Below are 22,874 nucleotides of genomic sequence, written 5' to 3' on the forward strand. Positions count from 1 at the left end.
GCACTTATCGCCTCTATCCTACTCAGTATAATACGGACCGCGTTTCCGTATTTATCGGTTTCGCTCTTTTTCAAATATAGTGAAACGTGCTTGCTAAACGCTAGTTACGAGAGTAAATACTACGTATTTTTCTCAGCATTTTTCGTCCGCTGCAACTTTTATCATGCGAACTATTTTCAGGGGTTAGCCCGAAAAAATCACACTTTACCGTTGGTATTACTTTTGATTGATTACCTTTCTATCATGGTAAGCTGAACCGCTCCACGGTCGGCGTGCCTTTCTAACCTTTTTGCACCTCCCACCGTGTCAATCGAACTAGAACTGGCGGCCCCGCTGGCCCCCTTGCCCTTGGCTATTCGCCCGAAATAGCCCCGGCCCCCACCCGCCGCTCCTACGACCACGTGGTGCTGCCCGGCGACTTCCCCGACCCCACCGTTACCAAGATTGGCGATACCTACTGGGCCAGCGCCACCTCGGCCGAGTGGGGAGCGGTGTTCCCCATTTTCTCCTCCAAAAACCTGCTCGACTGGGAGCTGGTGAGCCACGTATTCCCCGACAACCTGCCCGACTGGGCCGGCTCTAACTTCTGGGCGCCCGAGTTCCACTACGAAAACGGCCGCACCTATATGTACTACACTGCCCGGCAGAAGGGCGGCGTGCTGTCGGTGGCCGTGGCCAGCGCCGACCACCCCGCCGGCCCCTACACCGACCACGGCCCGCTGGTGGCACAGGAAGCCGGCTCCATCGACGGCTTTGCCATGCCCGACGAGCACGGCAACCTCTACCTCATCTGGAAAGAAGACGGCAACTCCTGCCACCAGGACACGCCCATCTGGGCCCAGCGGCTCAACGACGAGCGCACCGCCCTCATCGGCGAAGCCACCGAGCTGTTTGGCAACGACGTGCGGTGGGAAGGCCCCCTCGTGGAAGGCTCGGCCCTGGTGCACCACAACGGCTACTTCTACATGTTCTACGCCGGCAACAGCTGCTGCGGCAAGGGCTGCAACTACGCCACCGGCGTGGCCCGCTCCCGGGCCCTGCTCGGCCCCTGGGAGAAGTACGACCAGAACCCCATCCTCGACCGCAACACCACCTGGAAATGCCCCGGCCACGGCACCGTGACCCACCTGGACGGCCGCTGGTTTCTGCTGCACCACGCCTACCTGGCCGACAGCCACGAATTCGTCGGCCGCCAGGGCCTGCTCAGCGAGTTTACCTGGAACGCCGAAGACTGGCCCGAGTTTGAGCGCCGCAGCCCCCAGGCCGCGCCCCTCACCAACGTGGAGCGCCTGAACGTGGCCGAAGAGTTTGCCGGCGACCAGCTGGGCCTGGAGTGGCAGTGGCCCATCAGCCAGCGCCCCAACACGGTGGTGCGCAATGGGCAGCTTCACCTGTCTGCCGGGGCGTCGCGCCTGGGCGCTATGGTGGCCCGGCGTACGCACGTGGCCACGTACAAAGCCGCTACCACGCTGGACTTTGCCGCCCTGCCCACCGACACCTACGCCGGCCTGGCCGCCGTGGGCGACCCCTACAACGCCCTGGCCATCATGGCGGGTAACGGCAAGGTGCAAATCTGGCACGTGAAAAGCGGCAAGCAGCAGTCGCTGGTGCAGGTGTTTGTGGACCCCTGCGATACCATCACGCTGCGCCTCGAAGTGTGGGGCGGCCAGCGCTACCGCTTCGCCTACAGCACCGACGGCGCCACCTGGCTGGCCCTGCCCACCGACAACTTCAGCCTCAACGGCACCTACCTCCCGCCCTGGGACCGGGGCGTGCGCGTGGCCTTGGTAGCCCAGGGCGAAGAAGAAAACAACGCCATTTTCAACAACTTCATCATCCGCAACAAGCGGTAGCTGCAGCAGCTGCTAACCAGAAAAGGCCGGTTTCCTGTGTGGGAAGCCGGCCTTTTCTGATATCTGGTGTCCGATGACTTCTAGAGAGACCCGCTTCGCATCCCCGCGCCACCCGCACGGCGCGAGGAAGCAAACTGTCTGCTTCCGGTTAGCTCAACTTAACTGACCCGATAGTTGAGCTAAATGAAAAAAGCAACGCCCGGCACAAAGGTGCCAGGCGTTGCTTTTGCTTATTGGGCTGTCTAGCGGCGGCGCTTCGACTTGCTTTTAGACTTCGACTTGGAAGGGGTGCTCTTCTTCGTAGACTTCTTGGCCGAGGAGCCACTTTTTTGGAGCTGCTTTTCTTGGCGCTGCTCTTTTTGGAAGTGCTCTTCTTGGCGCTGCTTTTCTTTTTGGAGATGCTTTCGTGCTTGCTGGCTTTGGATTTCTTGCTGCTCTTGCTCGCCTTGGCTTTGGCAGAAGACGACTTGGATTTGGCTTTCGACTTGCTGCTGTGCGAGGCAGACTTGCTGTGGCTCTTTGACTTCGAACTCTTGCTGCTGGAATGGCGGCGGGCGGCGCGGCGGGCCTCGGCGCGGGCTTCGGCTCTGGCTTCAGCCCGGGCCTCGGCGCGGGCTTCTTCGCGGCGGGCGGCGGCGCGGCGCGCGGCTAGCTTCTCGGTGTTGCGGGCTTCGTAGCTGCGGGTGGTGTGGGCCGGTACGGCGGCGTTGGCTTCCTCGGCCGATTCGGAATAATGAGCGGTAGCGTCGGACTCCGGAGCGGCGGTGCTATTTTCTTCAGTGCTGGCTTTGGGGGCTTCAGCTACAATCTTTTTGCGGCGCACCGGCATCAGGAAATCCCGCTCGGCACGTTCGCGCAGGCTGAGATTTTCCTCGCCCGGCAGCTTCGTCACCGGAATGGGCTTCTCGTTTTGAGCTTGGGCGCCGCTCCAGGTAAGTAGCAGCGAAAGAAAGACAAATAGATGCTTCATAGATGTTTAAAATAAACCCGACGTAAGACAAAACTACAGACTGCCCCGGTTAAATGCAAGGCCGAGGTTGTTTTAGACGTCCGGAAAGGTCTTTGCGCCGTCTAACAGCATATTTCGCCCGTCCACCCATTTATTGAGCCAGCCGGAGCCGCGTGCCCGCCGCGTGGGCCCGAAACTCGGGTGCGTACAGGCACTGCACCTCGCTCAGGCCCGCCGAAAAATCGCCGGCCTGGCTGGCCCGCAGCCGGTACTCGAACACGTGGGTGCCGCGGGGCACTTCGCTCAGAAAAAGTTGGTGGCGGCATCGCGCGGCGTCTCGTAGTAGCCCAACCCGTTCTGGTAGCGGTACCCGCTGAGCTGGTTGATGAGCTCGAGGCCGGCGGCGCGCTGGTCTTTCAGGTGCACGTATTCGAGGGCGCGGTCGGTGCGCAGCACGAGGCGCACCACCAGCACCTCCCCGACTTTGAGCGGCGCAGAGGCGCTGATTTTCTCCAGGACCGGGCCGCCCGCCGTGCGGGTTTCGCGGTAGAGCTGGCGCTCCAGGCTGAGGGGCGTGGCGGCGGGCGTCACCTTGTCTAGGTCCTCGAAGTACTGCCAGTAGAGCGCGCCCCAGGCCACGCCCGCGTCGGGCTTGGAGATGGTGACCTGGCCTTGCGCGGGCAGTACCTCGGCGGCAGGCCGCCTGGTTTTGAGGTAGCCGGTGCCGGCCTGGGCGGCGCTGGGCTGCAGGGCCTGGCCGCCGACGGTGATTTGCAGCGGGCGCGTGGGCGTGAGCCAGTCGGAGCCGCGCAGCAGCAGAGCGTAGCAGGCGTCGGCGGTGGCGCGGGTGCTTTCCCAGCTGTGGGTTTGCTTTTGCTTGAGCAGCCAGAGTTTCATTTCGTCCACGGCCTGCTGGTCGTTTTTCACTTCGTCGAAGGCTTCGATGAGCGTGGCCTGGGTTTCGGTGGGCGCCTCGCGCCAGTAGTAGCCGCCGCGCACCTCCTTCCAGTACATGCCCAGCTCCGGCGAGTGCAGGGCATTTTCGGTGAGGGCGCGCAGAATTTCCTGGGCGGCCGGGGCGGCTTTGCTGTCGCGGAACAGCGCCAGCGCCACCTGGGCCTGCAGGTAGCGGGTTTGGGCGGGCCAGTAGCGCGCAGCCTGCTGGCGGTAATACGTGCGGGCAGCCTGGCCCTCGCCGGCCATGGCCGCCTGCGGCCAGAAACTGCGGGCGTACAGGGCCTGGATTTGCAGGTCGCCGAGGTGGTTATCGGCGAGCTTTACGCCTTTCTGCTGGCGCAGGTAGGCGTAGTCGCCGGCCATTCGCCCATCGAGGTAGCGCAAGGCATTGCGCAGAATCTGGCCGGCCACCGGGTCGGCGTTGGCGTCGAAGGCGTTCAGCTTCTTGAGCTTGCCGAAGCCGGCCACGATGAGCTGGGTGATGTACCGGTCGTCGGGCATCCGCTCAAACCATGGGAACGCTCCGCTGGGCAGCTGCATGCGCTGCAGCTTGAGCAGGGCGCGGCTGGTTTCGCCCTGCAGCCGGGTGGCGTCGAACAGCTCGGTGAGGCGGGCCAGGCGCTCGGTTTCGCCCTGGGCGTCGCGCACCCAGGGGTTTCCTGCAGCAGCAGGTTTTTCAGCTCCTGGTTCTGGGCCAGCTTGCTGGCGAGGGCGTTGTGCTGGGCGGCCGTGCCGCTTTGGGCCTGGCGCGTCCACTCGGCCAGAATGGTCTTGAACCGCGGGTTGGCCTTCAGAATCTGAGCCGCCAGGAGGTTGGCGTAGAGGCGGCTGAAGATTTGCTCCGAGCACTCATAGGGGTACTCCATGAGGTAGGGCAGGCTCTGCACGGCGTACCAGGCGGGGTTGGCCGTCATCTCCAGCGTGAGGGAGTAGTTGCGCCGCGTGGGGCTGCTGGTACTGGTCAGCTTAGTGAGCTCAAAGGTGCGGGTGCCGGGCCCTACGATGGGCAGCGGCAGGCTTTCGGTAATGAGCACGCGGTTGGGCAGCACGGGCAGGGTGTTTTCCTCGCCGTCGGAGTAGGCAGTTGCTGGTTGCTGGTTGTCAGTTGTCAGGCCATTACGGCTCTTTCTTTTGCTCTTGGCTTTTTTCTGCTGGCCGGCCTTAGCCTGAGCGACATCGGGCAGCGAAGAGCTCACTACTACCCGATACGTCACGGCGGCGGGCGCAAAGTCGGCGGGCAGGCTGATTTCCCAGCCCAACGCGGCGCTCTGGTGGGCCTCGGCCACGGCAGGCTGCTGGGCGGCGCTTTTCAGCAGCTGGCTGCTGAGGTCCTGGCCGGTGGCGGCGTCGAGCAGAAACAGCTGCGCCGTGCCGCTCACCTTTTGGTCGGTCAGGTTCGAGAACTTGGCCGGAAACGTGAACGTGTCGCCCTGCCGGAAGAAGCGCGGGGCGTTGGGCGTAATCTGAATCTGTTTTTGCGTAACCAGCCGGCGGGCGAGCTGGCCGGAGTTTAGGTTTTTATCGTGGGCCAGGGCCAGCAGCGCCAGCGCGTCACGGCTTCGGGCATCTGAAATTCGAGCACGATGTCGCCTTTGCTATCGGTGCGCAGCGCCGGCTGCCAAAAGGCCGTTTCGCGGAAGTCGGTGCGGGCTTGCACGCCGGATAAGTCCACGGGTGGGGCGGGCGGCGCTGCGGCCACACCCCCGGTTACCTCCTGGGCCTGGTTAGCCACTCCGTAGCCCGTCACCACCACTTCGTTGAGCCTGCTTGTTTTCCGCTGCGGCATCGGCCATCATGGGGGCCCGTGTCCCCCTTAACGTCACCCGCCCCGCGGCTACTCTGCCAAGCTGCTGCACCTGCAGTCCGGGTACTCGGCCGGCCAGCCCACCCCCACGACCAAAAACGCCCCAGGTGTTCAACTCAGGGTATTCGATAAGCGCATCGACCCCATCGCCCTGGGGCGCGCCACCCGAGGGAAATGAGGGCGCGGGCCTAAAGTACCCTTGCCAACCAAAGCGCGGCGGGTTGTATTCTGCTCTTGCTCCCAAGCTCATGAAGGAGTGGGGCCGAAAAATATCAAGGCTCTGGTCGTAGAGCGTGGCCAGCAGTTCGGCGTCGGCGGGCTTGCCGTTGGCTTGGCGAATGCTCACCCGCCAGGTTTCTTTCTGCCCCGGCAGGAGCTTGTCACGAAACGTGCTGATGGCCAGCTGCAGCGGTGCGGGTTTTTCGGCCACCGTCACCGTGGCCTCGTGGCGATACAGGTGGTTGTCGCGCACTTGCACGGTATGGATGTGCAGCGGGCCCGGGGCCGCTGCCGGCCCGCTGGCAATGGCGAGGCGGCGCTGCTCCCCGGCCTTGAGCGTCAGCCACTCTTGGCGCAGGAGCTTGCCGCCGCGCTCGGCCTGCACCAGAATGCGCGCTCCGGCCTCGCTGCTGCCCAGCAGGATACTCGCGGGCTGGCCGGGCGCCACGCTATCGGCCAGCACCACCACCCAGTCGGGCGTGGCAAAGGGCACGGTGGCCGCCTCCGAATCGTAGAGCGTCAGCTCGTGGCGCGCCCGGGCCGAATCGGCGCCGGCGGCTTGCGCTTCGAGCAGGTAGCGGCCCGTGGGCAGTTCGGCCAGGGCCGCGCGTAGGTTGAGTGCCGGCCCGTTTTTGGTATCGAAGGGCAAAGTCTTGACCAGCTCCGGCGTGGCTTCGTTTTCGGGCGTTTCGGGCACGGGGCCGGGCACCCCGGCCGGGTTGGGCCGGTAGCGGCGGGCCAGCAGGCGCAGGGTGCCGGTAGCGGGCCGGGGCTCGCCGGTAGCGTTGGTGCTCAGCAGCGTGAAGGTGGGCAGGTGCTGCTTGTCGGCCGTCTCGGGCCCGGCGAGCTGCAGGCTGAGCGGGTTGCGGCCGATGGGAAAGCTGCGGGTGCCGGTGCGGGTTTCGCCCGCGGCGTCGGTTATGTCGGCCACGATTTCAAACAGGTAGCCGGGCTCCCAGCGCGGGCGACCCGGTGCCTTGGGCACCAGCGGCGGCGTGAACGTGATGGCGAAGCGGCCCTGTGCATCGGTTGTAGCCTTTCCGTGGGCTACCTCCTGGGTGTTGCCGCGGTCGGGCGGGTAGATGCCGCCCCGAAAATCACCGAAGAACATGGGCCACAGTTCGCGGCGCGTGACGCGGTAGCTCACCTTGGCGCCGTCAGTGGGCTGGCCCGCGTAGGCGCGGGCTTGCCCCCGCACCGTCAGGGGCTGGCCCAACTGGGGCCGGCCGGGCACCGAGTCGAGCTGCACGAAGAAGGTCGGACGCTTGTAGTCTTCCACGGCGATGGCCAGGGAGCCGTCGTCGGCGCGCAGCTCAAACTGGCCGTTGAGCAGCCCGGCCGGCAGCACAAACGAGCCGTGGAACGACCCAAACTCATTGGTCACAAACTCCAGCGACTGCACGGTTTGGCCGTTCACATCGAGTAGCTCAACTTCCTGCTCTTCCCGGGCCAGCACCCGGGTTTTGCTGCCCTGCCGCTCCACCAAGATTCCTTTAAAGTACACCGTCTGGCCGGGCCGGTAAATAGCGCGGTCGGTGAAGAGAAAGCACCTGGGTTCGGGCTCGCTTGGCGAGCGGGGAAGTACCCGCCGATGTTGTCGACGACCAGCGTATCAGCGCCCCGCCATACTTTCACGGCCTCCAGCCGTTCGTTCACATTCTTGTCCCATTTGGCAGAGACGGGCAGTTCCACTTCCCCGGCAGCCGTCGTCTGCCGCACTTCGCTCAGGCGGGTGATTTGCCGTTGCTGCTTTTGGTCGAAGCCTTTGTACACGCTTTGGGCCTGCACGCCCGCGAGCGGCGTCCCGCTTTGACGCTGCAGCAGCAGCAGTTGAGGGGCCCCATTGGTAGGGTCGAACCGATGAACGGCGCTCAATTCGCTGGCGCCCAGCAGCGCATAGGAAGCTACGTTTCCTTTGGCCGGCTGGCCGGGGTTGTTGGGCTGCGTGCTGACCACCAGTAGGTAATAGCCCACGGGCAGGGCCGCGCCGGCAGCGGGCAGCTTTTGCTCCTGGTACTGCTTAGCCGACGGTGGCACCGGGATATCCCAGGTGGCCAGGGGCCTGGCTCCTTTCAGCTGGGCCTTATAAGCCGCAATGTCATCCGGGCGACCGTAGCGGTTCTGCTTCAGCTCCTGCCATTCCTTTAGGGTAAGCCGGTAGGCCCCGGCGTGCAGCTCGGTCACGTTGCGCGCCGCCATGTCCAGTCGCCAGGGCTGATTGGGCACCACGAATTCCGTGGCTGTAACCGTCAGCTCCGGGCGCTCAATCTGCTCGCGTAAGGCCCGCGCCCGCGCCGCGCCGTGCGACTTCGGGAACCGGGCTTCGGCCTCCCGCGCCAGCTTCACGGCCGCTACGGGGTCGATTTCGCGGCGCAGCTCAGCCCGGCGGGCCAGAAATTCGGTGCCAATGGGCAGGGCCTTGTACGTGGCCTCCATTCGCACCAGGGCCGGCTCGTACTGCTCGGCTAGGGCGGTGCCCTGCGTGATGCTGCGCAGGTAGTCGAGGCGGGTCAGCTCCACATCGGCCAGGGCGGCCGCGTGGGCGGGCGCGAGCTGCTGGCGCGAAGCGGTGAGGCGCTGCAGCATGTGCAGGGCGTGCAGCTGCCCGTTGAGCGAATCGGCATCGGGGGCCAGCAGGCGCAGGGCCGCAAACTCAGTTGCCGAACCGAACAGCCTGGGGTCGGTGGGCTGAAACTGCTGCTCGGGCCGGGCCAGGTACAGCTCCTGGTTTTTCAGGCCCTCGATGGCGCGCTGAGCCAGCAAATCGTAGAGCGTGGGGCGCAGGGCGCGGCCTTCGGCGTTGCCGCCACCTACCAGGTCGCCCAGCTCGGCCAGGGTGGTTTTGAGCTGTTTTTGGGGCTCGTCTTCCACCGACTGGTAGTAGTGCAGCACAATGGCACCACCCAGCTTGCCCATATCCCACGTGGCCAGGCCGGTGCCGCCGTCGGCCGCGGCGGTGGGGGCCGCGGTGGCCTCGGCGCCGGCGGTGCGGTTGTAGAGGCGGTAGCGGTTCTGGTTGAGGTAGGTGGTGTAGAGCTCGGCCAGCAGCGAGTGCAGGATGGGCCGTGCGGGGAAGGTGGCCGTCTTGATCTCCTTATTGAGCAGGGCAATGGCCTTTTCGGACTCGTCTTCTTCCTTGGCCTGCAGCAGGCGAATCTTGTAGAGCAGCGCCCGCACGTAGGCGGGGGTGTGCTGCTGCGTGCGGGCTTGCTGGTATATTTTCTCGATTAGGGGCGCGGCCGTGGCGGTTTGGCTTTTGGCCAGCAGCGCGTCTATCCTCTTCCACTGCGCGGCGTAGGGGTCGGGCGGGGCAGGAGCAGCCGAATCGGCGCTAAATACCATGGTCATCAGCAGTAAGGCAAACAGGAAAAGACGCATGGGCGAGGCACGAAGCTAGGTTGGCGACTTAAAGATGCCGGACTCGCTTTTATTGCACACCCACGGCTCAAGTTTACTTAAATTCTGAGGGTGTTTTCAAAATTTGCCCGGGCAGTTTCCGCCCTTACTTTTGCTTCGATTGCCGCTTGGGCAAATCAAGCAAATCTCTCTTTTCATCCTCCTTTATCGCTTATGAAGCACCTTTCTACCGCACTGCTTTTGGCAGCTGGCCTTGCCGGCGGCGCCACCGCCGCCCAGGCCCAGACGGCCGTCACCTTTGGCCCGCGCTTGGGGGCAACCTCGCCACCTTTTCCTACAGCGGCGCCGACCTGCCCATCAACGAAACAAATTACATAACCGGCGTGCAGGTGGGCGGCACGGCCAACATCAGCTTCGGCAAGCTGGCGTTCCAGCCCTCGGTGCTCTACACCCAGAAAGGAGCCGAGCTCAAGGCCAACCAGCGCTTCGAAGACAACGGCTACACCACCATCGTGGAGGTAACCATGACACCCAAGCTCAACTACCTCGAAGTGCCCCTAAACTTCGTGTACACCGAAGGCGGCGACCATGGCTTCCAGGTGTTTGCCGGGCCCTACGTGGCCTTCGGCGTGGGCGGCGGCGGCTCCTACAAGGTCTCGATTCTGACCACCGACCCCAACAAGCCCTTCAACGGCAACTTCCCCGGCTCGCTGACCGTGGAATACGGCGATACGCAGAACGACAACGCCAATGCCGGCATCGGTGGCAGTAGTGCGTCGGCGCCCCCGCTTGTGTACACGGCGCGGCGCTTCGATGCCGGCCTCAACGGCGGAATTGGCTACCGCCTGGGGCCCGTGCAGGCACAAGTGGGCTACGGCCTCGGCCTGCTCAACTTCTCGCCCAATGACTCCGACGGCAACGACACCGGCAGCAAGGGCTACCACCGCGGCTTCCAGCTCGCGGCCACGTATTTCTTCTCCGGCAAATAAGGCGAAGCTTCCGCGTCGCAGGATGCTTTTCAACTAAAAACCCCATCCCGGCAGCGGCCGGGATGGGGCTTGTTTTAATGTTTAAATCGCCGGCAGCCTCACGCGGCGGAGAGCCGGGAGCCCACGCCCTTGCTGGCGAGCACGGCCTCGGCCTGGGCCACGTGCCGCTGGATGTGTACCACCAGAAACTCGAGCTGGTCGGCCAGGCGCAGCAGCAGCGGCGGAAACACGGCGTTGGGAATGAGCACGGCGTTGGCATTCACCTGCCGGGCCAGCAGCACCAGGCGCAGCAGGCTCGTCGATTTGGCGGCTGAACACTTCGGCCACGGTGCGCGGCAAGCGCGTGCCGGTGGGCGCGTAGCGCTGGGGACTGGTGTAGGCTTTCTCGCTGGGCGGCGTGCGCATGGCGTTTACGAAGCGGCCGCCAAAAAGCCTTGCTTGACGGTGGGCGTGGGCTTGGAGCCGCGGGCCTGGGCCTTGGCAATGCGGCGCGCAATGCTGGGCAGGTAGTAGCCGCCCACGATGTTGAGGTGCTCCAGGCACTGGCCGGCGCTCCATCGGCTGGGGCCGGGGCGCAGGTTGAGCTCTTCGGTACTCAGGGTACGGAAGCGCTGCTGAGCCTTAACCCGCAACTTCAGCAGGTCTTCGGTCAGCTGGTCAAAAAAGTCGGAGGTGGCGCGGACGACAGCAGACATAGGCGCGGGGGCTAACGGGCCGTAAACATACAATTTAGCGACTGATTGCGAATTTGCAATAGCTTCGGGGCGCGGCCATAAGCTCGTCAATTGCCTGCCAGCCGGCCTTTTAGCTGACTGATGAAACAAAGATTGGGGCGTAGTAGTGCACTCGACAGCTCGCTTTCTACGCCATTTTCGGGTTTCCGGCCATCGGTCCGGCTCAACCCGGCCCGGTAGGCGGCCAGCCCTACGGCGTTTGCCCCGGATGCGCTGCCGGCGGGAGCCCGTTTGGGCCCGGCGGCAACGGGCCAGGGCCCGTGGTTAGCTCCGTTGAATTATTTTCGGGGCCGCAATGCTTGCCGTTGGCGACGGGCAGCTCTCCGGGCTGGCTTTTTCACCGCTTCATCGGCTCAATTTCACGTCTCATTCTTCCTGCTTTTTGCGCGCTTCTATGCCAAGTTTTATATCCCCGCTTGCCCTGCCTGCCCTGCGCCGAATCGGTGCGCTGGTTGGGCTGGCGCTGCTGCCCGGCCCGGCCGTGTGGGCCCAGACCACCAACTCGGGCACCGACAAATTTGCCCAGCTCGAAACCGTGCTGCCCACGCCTAACGCGTACCGCACCGCCAGCGGCGCCCCGGGCAAAGACTACTGGCAGCAGCGCGCCGACTACGACATCAAGGTCACGCTCGACGACGCCAAGCAAACCCTGACCGGCCGCGAGACCATCACCTACACCAACCTCTCGCCCGATGCGCTGCCCTACCTCTGGGTGCAGGCTCGACCAGAACGTGCTGGCCAAGAACTCCATCACGGCCACCACGGAAGTGAGCCAGCTGCAGGACCGTATGTCGTTCAACGCCCTGGAAGCCTTGGTATCAGACTTCGACGGCGGCTTCAAGATTGATGCTGTGACGGGCAAAGACGGCAAAGCCCTCAAGACCGTGACCAACTACACCATGATGCGCGTGGATTTGACTTCGCCCCTGCGGCCCGGCCAGTCCTTCGCCTTCAACGTGAAGTGGCACTACAACATCAACGGCCAGCAGGTGCGGCGCAACGGCTACGAGTACTTCCCGGAGGATAAAAACTACCTGTACGAAATCGCGCAGTTCTACCCGCGCATGGCCGTGTACTCCGACAACCAGGGCTGGCAGCACAAGCAGTTTCTGGGCAGTGGCGAGTTCACGTTGCCTTTCGGCAATTACAAAGTGAGCATCACCGCCCCGGCCGACCACATCGTCGGCGCCACCGGCACGCTGCAGAATGCCGCGCAGGTCCTGACGGCCACTCAGCAAAAGCGCCTGGCCCAGGCCAAAAACGCCAAGAAGCCCGTGCTCATCGTGAGCCAGGAAGAAGCCGTGAAGGCCGAAGCCAGCCGCTCGACCAAAACCAAGACCTGGAACTTCGCCGCCAAAAACGTGCGCGACTTCGCCTGGGTTAGCTCGCGCAAGTTCATCTGGGACGCCATGGGCATTCAGCAGAGCGGCAAACCCGTGATGTGCATGTCGTACTATCCGAAGGAGGGCAATCCGCTCTGGGGCCAGTATTCGACCGAGGCCGTGGCGCACACCATCAAGACTTACTCCAAGTACACCATTCCCTACGAATACCCGGTGGCCATCTCGGTGCACGGCCCCATTTTCGGCATGGAGTACCCGATGATTTGCTTCAACGGCGGCCGCCCTGAGAAAGACGGCACCTACTCGGCCCAGACCAAGTATGCCATGATTGGGGTGATTATCCACGAAGTGGGGCACAACTTCTTCCCGATGATTGTCAACTCCGACGAGCGGCAGTGGTCGTGGATGGACGAGGGCCTGAACAGCTTTATGCAGTACCTCACCGAGCAGGAGTGGGAGCGCACTTTTCCTTCGCGCCGCGGCGAGCCGAAGAACATTGTGGAGTATATGAAGACCGACAAGAGCCTGCAAAGCCCGATTATGATTAACTCGGAATCGGCGCTGCAGTTTGGCAATAATGCTTACGCCAAGCCGGCCACGGCCTTGAACATCCTGCGCGAGACGGTGATGGGCCGCGAGCTGTTCGACCACGCCTTCAAGACGTACGCCCAGCGCTGGGCCTACAAGCACCCGACGCCGGCCGACTTCTTCCGCACGATGGAAGACGCCTCGGCCGTGGACCTGGACTGGTTCTGGCGCGGCTGGTTCTACACCACCGACCGCACCGACCTGGCCCTCGAGTCGGTGAAGTACTACACGCCCAGCACCCAGGACCCGGCCGTGGAGAAAGCCCGCCAGCAGCAGCGCAGGCCGCTGCCCCCGCCTCCATCTCGGCCCAGCGCAACGCCCAGGAGTTGAAGAGCACGCTCGTCGACGAGAAGCCCGAGCTCAAGGACTTCTACAACGCCTACAACCCGCTGGCCGTGACGGCGGCCGACCAGCAGCGCTACTCCGCCTACCTGGGCACGCTCTCGCCCGAGCAGCGCCAGCGCCTGGGCCAGAGCCAGCACTTCTACGAGCCTGAGCTTGCGCAACGTCGGCGGGCTGGTCATGCCCGTCATCGTCCAGCTCACCTACGCCGACAACTCCACCGAGGTGCAGACCATCCCGGCCGAAATCTGGCGCAAGAACAACGAGAAAGTCACCAAGATTATCGTGACCAAGCAGCCGGTCATCGCCTTCGTGCTCGACCCTTTCCAGCAGACGGCCGACACCGATCAGAGCAACAACGCCTTTCCGCGCCAGCCCGCCGCCTCCCGCTTCGAGCTCTTCCAGCAGCAGCAACAAGCCCAGCCCAACCCCATGCAGCAGGCCGCGCCCAAAGCCAACACGCAGAAGCCGGAAAGCTCCACCGGGGGCACCAAATAGCTCAATTTTTCAGCTCAACAAAAAAGCCCGCCGGATATCCGGCGGGCTTTTTTGTTGAGCTGAAATTCTGACTTATTACTCGTCGCCTTCGCCGTCGCGGCCAGCGTTGCGGCGCGGGGCGCCGTGGTCGGCGGCCTCATCATCGCCGCTGCCGCTGCGGTTCTGCTGGCGGGCGGCTTCGCCGTAGTTCTGGTCCCGGTCTTCGGCGCGCTGGTCGCCCAGGGCGGGCGAGCCGGCTTTGCTACCGGGCTGGCTGTCGTTGTAGGCATCGTTGTAGGAGCCGCCGCGTGAGCCCATGCCCTGGTTGGCATCACCGCCATTGGCTTGTACATAGCCGTTGCGGTCGTTGCCGGTCTGGAAGTCGGGGGAGCGGCGGGGCTCCTCGCGGTCGCCGTAGCCCAGGCTGCTGGGCGGCCGCTGACCGCGCTGGTCGGCCATCTCGGGGGCGTTGGTCGAGTAGCCCGGGTGCTGCTCTTCGCGGTGGCCCTGCTTGTCGGAGCCGGCCTCGGCGGGCATGTAGTCCTCGGTCTGGTTGCGGTGCTCTGCCCCGATGATGCCGTGGCTCCCCAGGCCCGCGGCACGGGCGGCTTCGCCCCGCAGCGAGGTGTGCCCGTAGTCGCTGGCAAAGCCGCTGTCGGGGCCCTGGGCCGAGCCGTTGTCGACCTGGAAGGCGCTGTTGGCATCGGTGCGGTCGGGCTGGTTGCGGTTGTCGCCGTTGGGGCCGCGGAACTCCTGGCCCCGCACTTGCCCGGCTTCAGCGGCCCGGCCGGAGGTATTGGCTACGCCGGTGCCCGCCTCGAAGCCGTATTCGGTGCGCGTGTCGAGGCGCTCGTCGCGGCCGTCGTAACTGCGGTAGGCGTTGTCCTGGTGGCCGGGGCGGCCCGGGCCGCCGTAGTAGCGGTCTTCGGGCGTGCCCTGCGGCTCGTAGTCGGCGAGTCGGTTCTGGTTGCCGAAGCCGCCGTGGGTGGTGCCGCCCAAATCCTGGGCGCCGAACTCGCCCCGGTTGGGGTCGCTGTCCTGGTTGTCGCGGCGGCTTTGGTCGCGGTAGCTGCCCTGGGTGCTGTTGCTGAAGTTGCCGCCGTAGGTCTCTTTGGGGGTAAGGTCGTCGGGGTTGGCTTCCCGGTTTTCCCGTTTCTCGCCGTCGGCATCCACCGCCCCGTCCCCGGGAAACACCTCGGCTTCGACCAACGACTCGCTCGAGGCCGGCGCCTCCGGACTGCTGATATCCGGCACGTTAGTCGGGGCCTGGGCTGGCGGGCCGCCCGGAATTCCGGTTCCCATGCCGGGCCGGCCGGGCTTGGCGGCCGTGTTGCCCACGGGCCCGTCTATGCGGTTGCCGGCAATGTCGTTGGGCTCGTTGTTCAGGTTTGTTTGCTCGTTTTCCATGGCGTCTGGTAGGCGTTACAATCTGTGAAAGGATGAACTACTGTTGCTATACGCGCCCCCTATCCCGTTGTTTTCCTGGGCCTGAGCGGCTCTCATTTCCGAGCCGCCAGCGAGGAGTTCGGCCGCGCAATTTTACCTTTGCAGCGCCGCGCCCTACCCCACCCCAGCCGCCAACCCCGGGCCGGGCGGGTGCGTTAGGACGAAGCCCATTCATTTCACCCCTCCACACACTTATGCTTACCGGCACCGTTAAGTTTTTCGACGACACCAAAGGCTTCGGCTTCATTCTCGCCGACGACACCCAGGAAGAAATCTTCGTCCATCAAACCGGCCTTATCCATGAAATTCAGGAAGGCGACCGGGTTCAATTCGACATTAAAGCGGGCAAAAAAGGCCCCAATGCCGTAGAAGTCACCCGCTTGCAGTAATCTGTATTAGCGAGCAACCCACTCATATTAGCGAGCAACCCACTCAAAAAGGCCGGCCCTGCACAATGCGGGGCCGGCCTTTCTGATTGAGCTAAAATTGAGCTCCCCTTACTTTTTCTCGGCGTGCTTGGCCACCCGAATGCCCACGGCCATGAGGCCCGGGAGCTGGGCCTGGCGCATGTATTGCTCCAGGGTAAGCGTGTAGTTGCCGGCCTTGGCGAAGCGCTGGTTGGGCAAGGCCAGCAGCTGGATGTCGTAAATATCGCCGGTGCCGCTGCCCTTGGGCTCCCCGGTTTTGGGGTCCATCAGCAGCATCTGGTGCAGCAAGGGCCGGCCCACCGGGCCGGCTGGTCCCGTAAGCGTGTGCTTCACATACAGGTTATAAAACCCATAAGAGGAGGCGTGCCGCACGTTGAAATACACATCGTAGCGCGCCACCGTGTCTTCAATGGCAAAGGTGAAGGCCGGCTTCTGCTGCACGTCCCAGGAGTAGTTCGGGAAGTCGATGTTCTGCTCAAACACCCGATTGGGGTCGCAGGCCGTGAGCACGCACAGTAACCCGGCAGCCGTAGCCAATCGAAATGCAAAGCGTTGGTTCATATCAGGTAAGGGGGATTAAATAATCGGGCAGTTAGCCAATGGCAGCGGCAACGACAGGCATTTTACCTGTCATTGCCGCTGCCACAAAATTGCTAGACTGGCAATCAAAAACAATTATTTAGGCACCGACTGGGGCTGGCCCGGGAGCCGGCGCCGCGCCGGCTTCGCCGGCAGGCCCACGGCCGCCGCGCCGGTTGTTGCGGCCACCGCGGCCTTCGCGGCGCTCGCCGCCTTCGGGCCGGCGCTCCCCGCCCTCGCGGCGGGGCCGGGGCTCGCCCCCGGTGCCTTCTGCAGGCGGGCGTGGCGTGGCATTGGCTGCGCTATCGGCGCGCCGTGGTCCTTCGGGCCGTCGGTTGCGGCCGCCTTCGGGGCGCGGCTCGCCGGCTTCGCCTTCGGGGCGGGGTGCGTCGGAGCGGTTGCGCCCGCTACGGCGGTTGAGGGGCCGGGCGGCGGCTCCACGCCGGCCGCGCTGCTCGGGCACGTCGCCCAGGGCAGGCACCGGGTTGTCGAGGTCGCCGGGGCCGGGGCTGGTCATTTGCTCGGGCGGGCGGGGGCCGCCGGGTGCGGCGCCCGCCGGGCGGCGGCCGTCGCGGCCGGGGCGGCCTTCCCGCGGCTCGCGCGGCGGACGGGCTTCGCGGGGCTCGGGGCTTGTTTCGGTGGCGGCCCGAGGCTCGCGGGGTTCGCGGACTTCGCGGGGCTCACGCGGGGCGCGGGCTTCGGACTCGCCTTCACCACGGGTTTTCTTGCGCTTGGAGCGCTTGGTGCTCGACTTGATTTTATCGTCGAGGCGGTCGAGCGAGCCTTCCACGATGGCCGATACTTCGGGCTCGGGAGCCTCTTCGCGGGGGCCAGCAGGCTTTCGATGATTTCGCCGCGCTTGTTCATGTCCAGCAGGCTCGCGCACGCGGGCCGTGTCGAGCATCACCCAGTTGTTGTCGCCTTTGAAGGCAAACCACATGCGGCGGCGGAAGATGTCGGTTTTCTGCAAAAGGCTTCGCCCCGCGACGTTTTCAGCGGGCGCTGCACCTGCGGAATGTCCTTGAGGGCGTCGAGGTAAGCGTCGAGCCTCGTAGTTGAGGCAGCACTTGAGGCGGCCGCACTGGCCGGCCAGCTTCTGCGGGTTCAGGCTCAGGTTTTGGTAGCGGGCGGCCGTGGTGCTCACGGTTTTGAAGTCCTGCAGCCAGGTGGAGCAGCACAACTCGCGCCCGCACACGCCGATGCCGCCGATGCGGCCGGCTTCCTGGCGCAGCGATATCTGGCGCATTTCCACGCGCACCCGAAACTCGTCGGCCAGGCGCCGAATCAGCTCCCGGAAATCGACCCGGTCTTCGGCCGAGTAGTAGAACAGGGCGCGGGTGCGGTCGGCCTGGTACTCCACGTCGCTGAGCTTCATGCGCAGACGCAGCTCGCCCACCATGGCCCGGGCCCGGAACATGGTGCCGGTTTCCAGGTCGCGCACGGCTTCCCAGCGCTCCACGTCGTCGGGCGTGGCAATGCGCAGGATGCCGCGGATTTCCTTGGAGTCGGTGGGCACTTTCTTTTTGCGCATCTGCAGGCGCACCAGGCTCGCCTTTCAGGCTCACGTGGCCTAGGTGCCAGCCGCTGCCGGCGGCGTCCACCACCACGGCATCGCCCGTGACCAGCGGCAGGCGCAGGTCGTTGCGCATAAACTCTTTACGGCCGCCCTTGAAGCGGACTTCTACGATGTCGAAGCCGGCAAAGGAGTCCGGTACTGCTACGTCCTGCAGCCAATCGAAAACATTGAGGCGGTTGCAGCCTCCGGTGCTGCATCCTCCATTGGATTTGCAGCCGCCCGGTTTGGTGCCGCAGCCCCTCCGGAAGAACATGATGAACAAGCCACTAGCGAGAAATTATATAGTTGAGGGAAAATAAATTTTCCACGAAAATTCGGTTCCAAACAAAGGTACGAAATTCAACAAGGGCACCCCCGCCGAGGCGGTTGGGCTAAATAAGGCACGCCTTGCTAAACCTGCGAATAGATGGGGTAACATTACGCCGTCCAATAAAATCTCATTTTTAGCACTTTTGGCAGAAACGTATAAGATTTTGGCAATTCTAAATTATTGAGATAGTCATATGCCCCGTGCAGGCCCGTGAAGGCCCCTGCGCACGCATACTTTGAAATATTTTTAATGTTTCACAATATTCATATTGCTGATGATAATTATTCTCCTCTAATTGCGTCCATCCTTTAACATTTTTCCACCTACCAAACCCCCAACAAGCTTATGAAACTTAAAAACGTACTCTCTGCCGCTGCCTTATGCACCGCCTCGGTGTTGGCACTATCCTCGTGCTCGAAAGAAAAGGAGGCCGCGGCCCCCGTGGTTCAGGACAAGGTTTCGGCTGCCGTGATTAGCCAAATCCGGGAGATGGGCCTCACCACCGCCGACATCAAGCGCGTGGACGGCGGCTACCTGGTTGAAGGCGACATCGTAGTGACCGACGAGAACCTGGCTCAAAAGCCCGAGTACAGCCTGTTGCGCGTGGGTGCCCAGGAGCAGTACCGCACCAGCAACCTCGTGAGCGTGGGCTCGGGCCGCACCATCACCGTACGGGTCTCGAGTTCGTTGCCGTCGGCCTACGTGACAGCGGCCGATGCAGCCATTGCCCGCTACAACGCGCAGGGCCTGCTTGTGCGCTTCACCCGCGTTACCTCCGGTGGCAACATCGTACTGAACCCCTCTCCGTCGGGCGCCAGCTACCTGGCTTCGGCTGGTTTCCCTTCCGGTGGCAACCCCTACTCGCAGGTATTGGTGAACAATGGCGCCATTGGCACCTCGTACGCCAGCACCTACATCGCCTCCATCCTGGCGCATGAAATCGGCCACTGCATCGGCTTCCGCCACACCGACTACATGGACCGGAGCTACAGCTGCGGCGGCTCTTATGCCAACGAAGGTGCCAGCACTGTGGGTGCCGTGTACATCCCCGGCACCCCCAGCGGCGCCGACCCGAACTCATGGATGCTGGCCTGCATCGGCTACGGCGGCAACCGTCCGTTCAACGCCAACGACGTAACGGCCCTCCGCTACGTGTACTAGCCAACCCTTTTGCTTAAATCCTAAGCAAGTCAACACCGGGCCTCGGTTCATCGCAACCGGGGCCCACGTGTTAAAGACTTATACAACAATCATTTTACCCTCTGCATTTGATTCCACTTTTTACTTTTTCCAAATTTCCCATTTTTCAACCCCATTCTCAACCCATTTCATGAAAATCAAAAACTTACTTACCGCTACTGCTTTCTGTGCTGCTTCGGCACTAGCGCTTTCCTCGTGCAGCAAAAAGAGGAGGCCGCTGTGGCCCCCACGCCCGTTTCACAAGAAGTTATAGGTCAAATCAAAGCCCTGGGCTTTGGTACTGATGACGTTCGCGCGGTGGATGGCGGCTTCGTGGTAGAAGGCGACATGCTGCTGACCAAGCAAATGCTGGCCAGCGCGCCTGGCTACGGCACACTGCGCGTGGGCGGCGAAGAGCAGTACCGCACCACCAACCTGGTGACCGCGGGCACGGGCCGCGTACTGACCGTGAGCCTATCAAGCCAATTTCCAGCTGCGTACTCGTCGGCCATTGATGTGGCCATTAGCCGGTACAATGCCGCCAACCTGACATTGCAAATGACGCGTGTCGCCGATGACTCCCCTTCTGACTTGCCCGTTAAATGGTCGGCTGACCTCGGCCCGGGCGTGCTCGGCCAGTCGGGCGGCTTCCCCTCCAACGGCAACCCCGCACCGGGTTTCACGCTGGTTCCCAACGTGATTAACAGCACGAACGCCAATTACATTGGCACCATCATGGCCCACGAAATGGGTCACTGCATCGGCATGCGCCACACCGACTACTACAACCGTCAGTACAGCTGCGGTGGTCGTAAATCCAACGAAGGTGCCAGCACTGTTGGTGCTATCCTCATTCCCGGCACGCCGTCGGTTGCTGAGCCCAATTCCTGGATGTTGGCTTGCGTAGGTAACGGCGTTGACCGTCCTTTCACTGCCAACGACCTCACGGCCCTGCAATACATTTACTAGTTTAACCCGATTGCACTGATTAAAAAACAAGGGGCCTCAGCTTAAACTGAGGCTCCTTGTTTTTTAGCCGTTACTAGCAGCATCAAGGCTTGGATTTTTTCTCAGAAGACAATAGTTGTTAATCTTTCCCACCATTTCCACTCCCCATTTCAACCTGATTGTATGAAAATCAAAAACTTACTTACCGCTACTGCTTTCTGTGCCATTTCGGCCCTATCCCTTTCCTCGTGCAGCAAAAAGGAGGAGGCCGCTGTTGCCCCTACGGCCGTTTCACAAGATGTTTTGAGCCAAATCAAAGCCCTGGGCTTTAGCACGCAAAACGTTCGCGCGGTGAATGGCGGCTTCGTGGTAGAAGGCGACATGCTGCTAACCAAGGAAATGCTGGCTACTGAAGCTGGCTACGGCACGCTGCGCGTGGGCGGCGAAGAGCAGTACCGCACCACCAAACTGGTGACCCGCCTGCCGCGCACGCTGACCGTGAGCTTATCAAGCCAGTTTCCAGCGGCGTACTCGGCGGCCATTGACGAAGCCATTCTCCGCTACAATAACGCTAACCTGCAACTGCACTTCACCCGCGTCGCCAATGACGCCGCTTCTGACCTGCCCGTTAAGTATTCGGCTAGCCTCGGCGCTGGCGTACTCGGCCAATCGGGCGGCTTCCCAAGCGGTGGCAACCCTGCCCCTGGTTTCACGCTGGTTCCAAGCGTAATTAACAGTACGAACACCAATTACATTGGCACCATCATGGCCCACGAGATGGGTCACTGCATCGGCATGCGCCACACCGACTACTACAACCGGGCGTATAGCTGCGGCGGCAGTACTGCCAACGAAGGTGCCAGCAACGTGGGCGCCATCCTGATTCCTGGCACGCCGTCGCTTGCCGAGCCCAATTCCTGGATGCTGGCTTGCGTGGGCAACGGCGTGAACCGCCCTTTCACCGCCAACGACCTTACGGCCCTGACTTACTTGTACTAGTTGCTTCGGCTGCTCGTATACTATAAGTAGTACGACAACAAAAAGCCCCGGCTCATCAGAGCCGGGGCTTTTTGTTGTGCCTTGCCACCACAAGCCTTATCTGTGTGCTTGCGGCTAAGCGCTTGACCGGCGGCCTTTTCTATTGGATGACCACCCGAATGGTTTGTTCGGCATGGCTGTCCATGGTCACCCGGAGCAAATACAGCCCGGGCTTCAGGCCGCTGGTGTCGAGTTGGTTGATGAGACCATTGACAGTGGTCTCGCGTTGGAACTTACCCAGCATGTCGTAGAGGCGAATGCTCACCGGGCTGCTCGTACCGGCAATCAGCCGCAGGGCTTCGCCGGCCAACACCGGGTTAGGAAAGACTTGAGCCGCCCCGGACTGGATGTAATACGCTTCTTCGACCTGGCTGTAAAAGGGTTGCCCGGCCAGGTTCTCCAGCCGCACGCGGTAGAGGTAGCGGCCGGCAGCCTGCGGCAAATCGGTGAAAGCAAACTTGGTCTTTGTAAGCGGCGCGATGGTTTGCACGGCTTCGTAGCCCGCGGCGCCCAGGCGCTCCAAGGTAGCCGACCGCAGGCGGTACACGCTCCCCAGCTCCACGTTGAACTGAATGCTGTTGTCGACCAGCTGGCGCGGCAGGAACGAGCGGAAGTAGCACGCCGTGCCCTGGGTGACATAGTCAATGGTGCCGCCGGGCTCAGCCAGCTTGCCCTGCAAGAGGGGCGCCACGGTATAGTATCGGGTGGCCGCCATTTGGGCCCCGTTGAGCACCAAAGCCGTGTCGGGCGTAAGCGCCAGGGGCACCATTGTGGTGGCCCCCCTGGTACACCTGGTACTTTGCTACGCCGGGCAACCTCGCCCACTGCAGCAGGGTTTCGTCGGAGCAGGTGTAGCCCACTTGCAGTGCTGGGGCCCGCACGATGGCAAAAGTGTCGGATGGATACGTCTGGCTGCCAGCTACCAGGCGAAGTTGAGCCAGGGCCACGGTATCTGGTGCGGTCCAGCTCAGGTTGTTCTGGGCCAAAGCCACGGTTGGGCTGGCGATGCGCCACTGCGCCTGGCCTACGGGCCGGTACTCCAGGCGGCCCGTGGCAATTGGGCCGTTCCAGTGCCAGCGCAGCGTGGTAGCCGCGCCCGGTTTCACGTTGCCAGCACGTTGCGGGCTCACCCACTCCACGCCCGGGGCACTTACTTCATAGGCCAGGCTAAATGCCTGGGGGCCTTGCGGCACATTGTAGCCGCGCACGTGCAGCTCGTAGGTGCCGGCCGCGGGCACCGCGAGGGTGATTTGCTCGGCATTGTTGACGTGGTCGGCGCGGCGGCGGGCGGGGCTAGCGAGGGAATCGGTGTTGGCGAAGGTGCTCAGGACCCAAGGCTGCCAGCGCTGCCCAGTGGCCGTGGCCACCAGCTCCAGGTCCAAATCGTTGACGAGGGCGCGGGCGGCGTTGGCGGCGGCTTCGGGGTCGGTCCAGGCCAGGGTGGCTTTGAACTGCTGCTGCCCGGCTGGCACGGTGATGGTGAATACTTGCTCGGCGGCCTGCCCGACGGTGCCGTTGAAGTACTGTCGGCTGCGCATGGTGCTGATGGCCCCCAGGGCATCGGCCTGGCCGAAGCCGCTCACAAAGTCCACTTCCGGCCGGCCCAAGTCGTCGGCGCTGTTGAGCAGCACGGCTTTTACCAGGGCCGCGGGCGGCAGGGCGCCGTTGTTCTGGTCGCGGTGCACTTGCTGCAAGAGCACGCTGAGGCCCGACACCAGCGCGGCCGACTCGGATGAGCCGCCTTCGCCGTACGCCACC

19 protein-coding genes and 3 pseudogenes are annotated in these 22,874 nt (G+C 63.3%); 8 read left to right on the forward strand and 14 right to left on the reverse strand.

All coding sequences use genetic code 11. From position 1 onward, the window contains the following. The first annotated feature begins 401 nt into the window (after positions 1-401). Entirely contained in the window at positions 402-1,853 is a 1,452-nt protein-coding gene (locus ACFQT0_RS01710; RefSeq protein WP_380199857.1) for a family 43 glycosylhydrolase, read from the forward strand. A 148-nt stretch (positions 1,854-2,001) separates the two neighbouring features. Here ACFQT0_RS01710 and ACFQT0_RS01715 read toward each other — a convergent pair whose 3' ends face one another. From ACFQT0_RS01715 to ACFQT0_RS01745, 7 genes and pseudogenes are all read right to left on the reverse strand, one after another. Next, positions 2,002-2,823: a hypothetical protein gene (locus ACFQT0_RS01715; RefSeq protein WP_380199859.1), complete on the reverse strand. Its 822-nt coding sequence runs from the start codon at positions 2,821-2,823 to the stop codon at positions 2,002-2,004. A gap of 130 nt (positions 2,824-2,953) precedes the next feature. Next, positions 2,954-4,299 (reverse strand): annotated as a pseudogene (locus ACFQT0_RS01720) (alpha-2-macroglobulin family protein). After that, positions 4,197-5,138 (reverse strand): hypothetical protein, encoded by a 942-nt coding sequence (locus tag ACFQT0_RS01725; protein ID WP_380199861.1) that lies wholly within the window; start codon positions 5,136-5,138, stop codon positions 4,197-4,199. Before ACFQT0_RS01725 ends, ACFQT0_RS01720 begins: the two are co-directional and overlap by 103 nt. 48 nt (positions 5,139-5,186) lie before the next feature. After that, positions 5,187-5,333, reverse strand: a pseudogene (locus tag ACFQT0_RS01730) (hypothetical protein); the annotation flags it as partial. Beyond that, entirely contained in the window at positions 5,270-5,509 is a 240-nt protein-coding gene (locus tag ACFQT0_RS01735; RefSeq protein ID WP_380199863.1) for a hypothetical protein, read from the reverse strand. The pseudogene ACFQT0_RS01730 and the gene ACFQT0_RS01735, both read right to left, overlap by 64 nt. Continuing rightward, the gene (locus tag ACFQT0_RS01740; protein ID WP_380199865.1) at positions 5,484-7,286 is read right to left on the reverse strand and encodes a hypothetical protein; all 1,803 of its coding nucleotides are present in this window, start codon (positions 7,284-7,286) and stop codon (positions 5,484-5,486) included. Before ACFQT0_RS01740 ends, ACFQT0_RS01735 begins: the two co-directional genes overlap by 26 nt. Further along, the gene (locus ACFQT0_RS01745) at positions 7,196-9,130 is read right to left on the reverse strand and encodes a hypothetical protein (RefSeq protein WP_380199867.1); all 1,935 of its coding nucleotides are present in this window, start codon (positions 9,128-9,130) and stop codon (positions 7,196-7,198) included. Before ACFQT0_RS01745 ends, ACFQT0_RS01740 begins: the two co-directional genes overlap by 91 nt. A gap of 176 nt (positions 9,131-9,306) precedes the next feature. Between ACFQT0_RS01745 and ACFQT0_RS01750 the strand changes: the two genes are divergently transcribed. After that, positions 9,307-10,128, forward strand: coding sequence for an outer membrane beta-barrel protein (locus ACFQT0_RS01750; RefSeq protein ID WP_380199869.1), 822 nt, complete (start codon positions 9,307-9,309; stop codon positions 10,126-10,128). 98 nt (positions 10,129-10,226) lie between these two features. On the opposite strand, the gene ACFQT0_RS01755 is transcribed toward ACFQT0_RS01750, so the two are convergent. Both ACFQT0_RS01755 and ACFQT0_RS01760 read right to left on the reverse strand, forming a co-directional pair. Then, complete coding sequence (locus ACFQT0_RS01755) at positions 10,227-10,409, reverse strand: hypothetical protein (RefSeq protein WP_380199871.1); 183 nt, start codon at positions 10,407-10,409, stop codon at positions 10,227-10,229. 129 nt (positions 10,410-10,538) lie between these two features. After that, entirely contained in the window at positions 10,539-10,823 is a 285-nt protein-coding gene (locus ACFQT0_RS01760; protein ID WP_380199873.1) for a DinB family protein, read from the reverse strand. Between the two features lie 433 nt (positions 10,824-11,256). On the opposite strand from ACFQT0_RS01760, the pseudogene ACFQT0_RS01765 reads away from it, so the two are divergent. After that, positions 11,257-13,633 (forward strand): annotated as a pseudogene (locus ACFQT0_RS01765) (M1 family metallopeptidase). A 75-nt stretch (positions 13,634-13,708) separates the two neighbouring features. On the opposite strand, the gene ACFQT0_RS01770 reads toward ACFQT0_RS01765, so the two are convergent. Further along, positions 13,709-15,019 carry a hypothetical protein gene (locus ACFQT0_RS01770; protein WP_380199875.1) on the reverse strand — a complete coding sequence of 437 codons (1,311 nt, stop codon included), beginning with the start codon at positions 15,017-15,019 and terminating at the stop codon, positions 13,709-13,711. 233 nt (positions 15,020-15,252) lie between these two features. On the opposite strand from ACFQT0_RS01770, the gene ACFQT0_RS01775 reads away from it, so the two are divergent. Next, positions 15,253-15,447 (forward strand): cold-shock protein, encoded by a 195-nt coding sequence (locus ACFQT0_RS01775; protein WP_380199877.1) that lies wholly within the window; start codon positions 15,253-15,255, stop codon positions 15,445-15,447. 108 nt (positions 15,448-15,555) lie between these two features. On the opposite strand, the gene ACFQT0_RS01780 is transcribed toward ACFQT0_RS01775, so the two are convergent. Next, positions 15,556-16,023, reverse strand: a complete 468-nt coding sequence (locus tag ACFQT0_RS01780) for a gliding motility lipoprotein GldH (protein WP_380199879.1) — start codon at positions 16,021-16,023, stop codon at positions 15,556-15,558. Positions 16,024-16,165: 142 nt separating this feature from the next. Next, positions 16,166-17,608: a PSP1 domain-containing protein gene (ricT, locus tag ACFQT0_RS01785; RefSeq protein ID WP_380199881.1), complete on the reverse strand. Its 1,443-nt coding sequence runs from the start codon at positions 17,606-17,608 to the stop codon at positions 16,166-16,168. 31 nt (positions 17,609-17,639) lie between these two features. On the opposite strand from ricT, the gene ACFQT0_RS01790 reads away from it, so the two are divergent. From ACFQT0_RS01790 to ACFQT0_RS01805, 4 genes are all read left to right on the forward strand, one after another. After that, positions 17,640-17,930: a hypothetical protein gene (locus tag ACFQT0_RS01790; RefSeq protein ID WP_380199883.1), complete on the forward strand. Its 291-nt coding sequence runs from the start codon at positions 17,640-17,642 to the stop codon at positions 17,928-17,930. A gap of 414 nt (positions 17,931-18,344) precedes the next feature. Next, positions 18,345-19,112 (forward strand): M57 family metalloprotease, encoded by a 768-nt coding sequence (locus ACFQT0_RS01795; RefSeq protein ID WP_380199885.1) that lies wholly within the window; start codon positions 18,345-18,347, stop codon positions 19,110-19,112. 234 nt (positions 19,113-19,346) lie between these two features. Further along, complete coding sequence (locus ACFQT0_RS01800; RefSeq protein WP_380199887.1) at positions 19,347-20,099, forward strand: M57 family metalloprotease; 753 nt, start codon at positions 19,347-19,349, stop codon at positions 20,097-20,099. 282 nt (positions 20,100-20,381) lie between these two features. Next, the gene (locus ACFQT0_RS01805; RefSeq protein ID WP_380199889.1) at positions 20,382-21,077 is read left to right on the forward strand and encodes a M57 family metalloprotease; all 696 of its coding nucleotides are present in this window, start codon (positions 20,382-20,384) and stop codon (positions 21,075-21,077) included. Positions 21,078-21,216: 139 nt separating this feature from the next. Here the strand turns inward: ACFQT0_RS01805 and ACFQT0_RS01810 are convergent, their stop codons facing one another. Beyond that, the gene (locus ACFQT0_RS01810) at positions 21,217-21,807 is read right to left on the reverse strand and encodes a T9SS type A sorting domain-containing protein (RefSeq protein WP_380199891.1); all 591 of its coding nucleotides are present in this window, start codon (positions 21,805-21,807) and stop codon (positions 21,217-21,219) included. Then, on the reverse strand, positions 21,776-22,873 hold the full coding sequence (locus tag ACFQT0_RS01815) for a hypothetical protein (protein ID WP_380199893.1): 1,098 nt from the start codon (positions 22,871-22,873) through the stop codon (positions 21,776-21,778). The genes ACFQT0_RS01810 and ACFQT0_RS01815 overlap by 32 nt, the downstream gene beginning before the upstream one ends. Position 22,874: the final 1 nt, after the last annotated feature.

The sequence above is a fragment of the Hymenobacter humi genome (assembly GCF_042665855.1).
GTDB classification, from domain to species: domain Bacteria; phylum Bacteroidota; class Bacteroidia; order Cytophagales; family Hymenobacteraceae; genus Hymenobacter; species Hymenobacter humi.

Bases quoted from the DNA above. Each gene is read 5' to 3' on its own strand.
- ACFQT0_RS01745 (WP_380199867.1), bottom strand. From the start codon at position 9,130: ATGACCATGGTATTTAGCGCCGATTCGGCTGCTCCTGCCCCGCCCGAC.
- ACFQT0_RS01715 (WP_380199859.1), bottom strand. From the start codon at position 2,823: ATGAAGCATCTATTTGTCTTTCTTTCGCTGCTACTTACCTGGAGCGGC.
- ACFQT0_RS01775 (WP_380199877.1), top strand. From the start codon at position 15,253: ATGCTTACCGGCACCGTTAAGTTTTTCGACGACACCAAAGGCTTCGGC.
- ACFQT0_RS01770 (WP_380199875.1), bottom strand. From the start codon at position 15,019: ATGGAAAACGAGCAAACAAACCTGAACAACGAGCCCAACGACATTGCC.
- ACFQT0_RS01760 (WP_380199873.1), bottom strand. From the start codon at position 10,823: ATGTCTGCTGTCGTCCGCGCCACCTCCGACTTTTTTGACCAGCTGACC.